General features: G+C 41.3%; 3 protein-coding genes. 2 read left to right on the top strand and 1 reads right to left on the bottom strand.

The window, feature by feature from the left end; genetic code table 11:
* Positions 1-1,063: ABC transporter ATP-binding protein (locus MHN01_RS20675; protein ID WP_239413149.1), on the bottom strand; the 1,063-nt coding region annotated here is incomplete at its 3' end.
* Between the two features lie 547 nt (positions 1,064-1,610).
* Here MHN01_RS20675 and MHN01_RS20670 point away from each other — a divergent pair.
* Both MHN01_RS20670 and MHN01_RS20665 read left to right on the top strand, forming a co-directional pair.
* Positions 1,611-2,507, top strand: a complete 897-nt coding sequence (locus MHN01_RS20670) for a carbohydrate ABC transporter permease (RefSeq protein ID WP_370646532.1) — start codon at positions 1,611-1,613, stop codon at positions 2,505-2,507.
* Positions 2,507-3,358, top strand: coding sequence for a carbohydrate ABC transporter permease (locus tag MHN01_RS20665; protein ID WP_239413148.1), 852 nt, complete (start codon positions 2,507-2,509; stop codon positions 3,356-3,358). The genes MHN01_RS20670 and MHN01_RS20665 overlap by 1 nt, the downstream gene beginning before the upstream one ends.
* The last annotated feature ends 147 nt before the right edge of the window (positions 3,359-3,505 follow it).

The following is a 3,505-nucleotide window of genomic DNA, read 5'->3' as shown; positions in this document are numbered from 1 at the left end:
CAAAAAGATGGAGATTTTTACTCTCCATGGTCACTCGCAGCACGTTGCCGGTCACAATTGCCTTATCGCTTGGAATGTGGATCTTGAAATTATCCAAATTAGCATAAGTTCCGAATAAGTAAGTACTATTACCCAAGCGCTCAACAACTTCAGAATTAAACTCGATACCCAGTACCGATTCTCCATCCTCGTTAATAAGTATATGCTCAGGTCGAATACCCAACTTCAATTCTTGGCCAACATCTATGCCATCAGTTTTTGCATCTAGCTCAAAAGCTTGTCCGTCAGGCAACGTCAGTGTTACCTGAGTACTATCTTTTGCTATCACTACCACCGGAATAAAATTCATTTTTGGAGAGCCGATAAACCCCGCCACAAACTCATTAGCAGGTCGATAATACAACTCAAGCGGTGATCCCACCTGCTCAACTCGACCATCCCGTAACACCACTATCTTATCTGCCAGCGTCATTGCTTCAACTTGATCATGGGTTACATAGATCATAGTGTTAGCAAGTTGCTTATGCAGTTTAGCGATTTGAATACGCATCTCGACACGAAGTTCGGCATCTAAATTCGATAACGGTTCATCAAATAAGAACACTTCAGGATCACGAACAATTGCGCGCCCAATAGCTACCCTTTGACGCTGACCACCTGAAAGCTCCTTTGGTTTACGCTTTAGCAACTGATCAAGCTGCAAGATGTCGCTAGCGCGTCGAACACGTTCACGGATTTTTTCAGCCGGTTCACCAGCCATCTTCAATCCGAAGCCCATATTTTCTTCAACAGTCATGTGGGGATAAAGCGCATATGATTGAAATACCATCGCGACCCCACGATCTGCAGGTTCGACATTATTTACGTTTCGCCCGCCAATATGGATGTCTCCCTCGGTAATGTCTTCAAGCCCCGCTATCAGCCTCAGCAGCGTCGATTTGCCACAGCCTGATGGCCCAACAAATACGGTAAATTCACCATCATCAATCTGAAGATCGATGCCATGAATCGTCTCTATTTTACCAAAGCGCTTTACCGCACGGCTTAGTGCTATATCTGCCATTGTTACATCCTTATGGTTGTCGGACGTCAGTTTATAGGCTTATTAGAAACAACTAGAACACTAAACAGATTATGACAAGCTCAAAGAAAAGTAAACGTTACCAACAAAACCCCTGTGAAAAGGTTAAGTTTTTGTGATCCAGCAGATATTACTCTCTAACGTCAACCCCTCTACCGAAAACTCAGAAATATATAATAATATGATTTAAAACATAAGGTTAAAACAACAACCAGTTGCTAATCCAATTACTCAACCATAAGGCACAATCACAAGCTCAATACAAAACAATAAGATCATCATCACATTTTATGTATCAGGCTTTAGAAATCAGTGGAAACGTTTACTTGCGCACATTTTCTGATCACAAATATCGCTATCTTGATCCGAATAAAATGACTTTTATCATTCAATGTCAGTTAATCGGCTACTAGAACAGCACCTAGAACAAGTGAAATAGTAATAATAAGTATACTTACAGTAGCAGACATCTCCGCTAAGAATGGAACCGGAGTACACTATGACTCAAACTTCTCCACCAGAAACAATGATGGATAGAGCAAATAACTCTAACAAGCAGAAAAAGAGAGTTATTCCAATATCCTTAGTACCGTGGGTGTTCATGGCACCCGCTTTAGTACTATTTGCTCTATATGTTTTATATCCGATTATAGAAAGCTTTACCCTCAGTCTATATAGCTGGGATGGCATGGGCGACAAAGTATGGGTAGGCCTTGATAACTATATTGAATTATTTGACTCTGAGGTTTTCTTTAAAGCCCTTACTAACAATGTGTTATGGCTTTTACTATTCATGCTAGCCCCTCCTTTAGGCTTAGCCATTGCCTTGTTTCTTAACCAGGATGTTAAAGGCATCAGACTCGTAAAAGCACTGTTCTTTTTCCCGTTTGTAATTTCCCAGGTTATTATCGGGCTAGTCTTTACATGGTTTTATGACCCTAGCCTAGGGCTGCTAAATAGTATTCTTGCTTTCTTTGGTAGTGAACCTATTGCTTTGTTATCTAATGAAGAATATGTCACCTTTGGGATTATTGCTGCCGGCTTATGGCCACAAATTGCCTATTGTATGATCCTGTATTTAACAGGTCTAAACAATCTAAATCCTGAGCTCATTGAAGCCGCAAGACTAGATAATGCTAAAGGTTTCAAACTGTTAAGGCATATTATTTTGCCTCAGCTTTCTCCCGCAACCTTCATTGCCGTTGTTGTTACCGTTATTGGGGCCCTTCGATCTTTCGATTTAGTCGCGACGATGACAGCAGGCGGACCATGGGGAAGCTCGACAGTACTTGCATACATGATGTATGAAGAGTCCATCTTCAACTATCGCATGGGATACGGTGCGGCAGTGGCCGTTGTTTTATTCCTCATCATGGCGGCATATATCGCCTTTTTCTTAACACGTATGTTAAGGAGTGAAAAGTAATGTTCCCGCAACCAATTAATAAGTCATCACGTTTTGTAAATATTACTTATCGTGTGGCTCTCCCTTTTACAATTATACTTTGGCTAATGCCATTAATCGCCGTGCTGATGACATCAGTTCGTTCCATCGAAGATATAAACCAAGGTAATTACTGGGGATGGCCATCCAGTTTTAATTTGATGGATAACTATCAAATGGTGTTTCAAAGCACTGATATGGGCCAATATTTACTAAGTTCATTAATCATTACCTTACCAGCTGTTCTGGGTGCTGTTGCATTATCTACACTGGCTGGATTTGCGCTCGCTAAATATCAGTTCAAAGCTAACATTTGGCTATTGGCAACTTTCATAGCTGGTAATTTTGTTCCGTTCCAGATACTAATGATCCCAGTCAGGGATCTGACCATTAATGCAGGTTTGTACGATACTCACCTTGGTTTGATTATGTTCCACATTGCTTTTCAAACCGGTTTTTGTACGTTATTTATGCGAAACTTCATCGTTGGATTACCTAATGAATTAATAGAGGCAGCGCGAGTAGAGGGAGTCAGTGAATTTAAAATATTCTGGCACATCATTCTACCCCTAGTACGTCCAGCACTCGCTGCACTCTCTGTACTCGTGTTCACCTTTATCTGGAATGATTACTTTTGGGCACTCGTACTCGTTCAAAGTGATGAAGTTCGTCCAGTAACTGCAGGTCTCAGTGCGTTACGAGGTCAATGGTTAGCTTCTTGGAACCTCATATCTGCTGGCGCTGTTGTCGCAGCACTTCCCCCTGTTGCATTGTTCTTCGCAATGCAAAAACACTTTATTGCTGGGCTTACCCTCGGCGCAACCAAAGGTTAACAATTACCTGATTCGTTGATTGAGTGAAGTGTAATAACTACCCTACCCATAAGGATATATGATGATAAAACTACAAAAACTCATCACCTCTACAGCTTTAGCGATGTCGATGGCATCTACCGCTTATGCTGCTGAGTTGGTTATAAA

Origin of the sequence: Photobacterium sp. OFAV2-7 (assembly GCF_022347985.1) — a bacterium.
Taxonomy (GTDB): Bacteria; Pseudomonadota; Gammaproteobacteria; order Enterobacterales; family Vibrionaceae; genus Photobacterium.
Note: the sequence above shows the minus strand (reverse complement) of the source record. Positions and strands in the feature narration are given on the sequence as shown.